Annotated in this window: 2 protein-coding genes and 1 pseudogene; all 3 read right to left on the bottom strand. The window is 72.1% G+C overall.

Annotation, left to right across the window (positions count from 1 at the left end; genetic code table 11):
- On the bottom strand, window positions 1–374 hold a 374-nt coding region (locus tag RB628_RS40825), incomplete at its 3' end, for a DnaB-like helicase N-terminal domain-containing protein (RefSeq protein WP_318325697.1).
- Window positions 371–616: a hypothetical protein gene (locus RB628_RS40830; RefSeq protein WP_318325698.1), complete on the bottom strand. Its 246-nt coding sequence runs from the start codon at window positions 614–616 to the stop codon at window positions 371–373. The genes RB628_RS40830 and RB628_RS40825, both read right to left, overlap by 4 nt.
- 147 nt (window positions 617–763) lie before the next feature.
- Window positions 764–1020: pseudogene (locus tag RB628_RS40835) on the bottom strand (hypothetical protein); the annotation flags it as partial.

The raw sequence follows: 1020 nt of genomic DNA on the forward strand, positions 1-1020 counted from the left end.
GCCTGGTGGAGGCGGATCGCGTGCTCGGTCACGCTGCGGTGGATCGCTCCCTCCAGCACCATCCGGCCGTACACCGGGGCGTGCTTGGGGCGCGGGCAGGCCGAGATGAGGATGTGGGCGTATGCCGCGGTCAGCCCCCGGACGTGGTGGCTGGCCTCGTAGACCGCGTCGGTCACCCAGGACAGCGGCACGGGTTCCTTGGTCGCCAGGGCGGGGTGGCCGTCGGTCCGGAGTTTGCGCAGGGCGGCGAACAGCGCCTGGTGAACCGGGCGGTAGAAGTGATTCGGTGCGAGCCAGTCGAGGTGCGCGAGCTGGCCGGGGTCGAGCAGCACCGAGCCGAGCACCGCCTGCTCGGCACTCAGCAGCGGGTTCATCGCTGCCGCCCAGGGTGGGGAGTCGGTGGATCGTCCTGCTGGGAGCGGAGATCTGCGATGGCCTGGTCGGCGGCGGCCATCGCGGCGGCGAAGCGGTCCAGCTCGCCGGCGAACGTCGGATCGGTGGCGAGGATCGAGCCGGAACCGGTGCCCAGCCACCACTGGCCGCCACGCCGGACGACCGGTGACCGGGCGAGGCGTTCGGAGCGCGCCAGGGGGGAGGACGGACTGCGCAAGGACACGAGGGGACTCCTGAACAGGTAGAGGGGGAGAGCCAGGCCGTGACGTCGACATCGGCCTGGACGGGGGCGCCGAAGCGGCAGGACCAGGGCGAGCAGCCGTCCGGCTCGCCGTTCTCCAGTTCGGCGTCCGACAGCGCGTCGAAGCGCTCATGCCGACAGCCCGAAGTCGTCGTGGCCCAGGGACTTGGCGAGGGCTCGCTCGGTGATGGTCTTCGTCGCGCGGGCCGAGGCCGGACCCACCACCTTGGCGGAGGGCTCCTTGTACCAAGGCCGCAGGTCGAGCATCGCCACCCGGATACCGGTGGCGAGCAGCAGCGCCTTGCCCTTCGGGAGCGCGCGGATCGCGTCGGGGGGCAGGATCCGCTCGGTGCGCATGCTCACCGAGGTGGACTTGCCGCCGTCGC

Origin of the sequence: Streptomyces sp. ADMS, assembly GCF_033441795.1 — a bacterium.
In the GTDB taxonomy this organism is placed as follows: Bacteria; Actinomycetota; Actinomycetes; order Streptomycetales; family Streptomycetaceae; genus Streptomyces.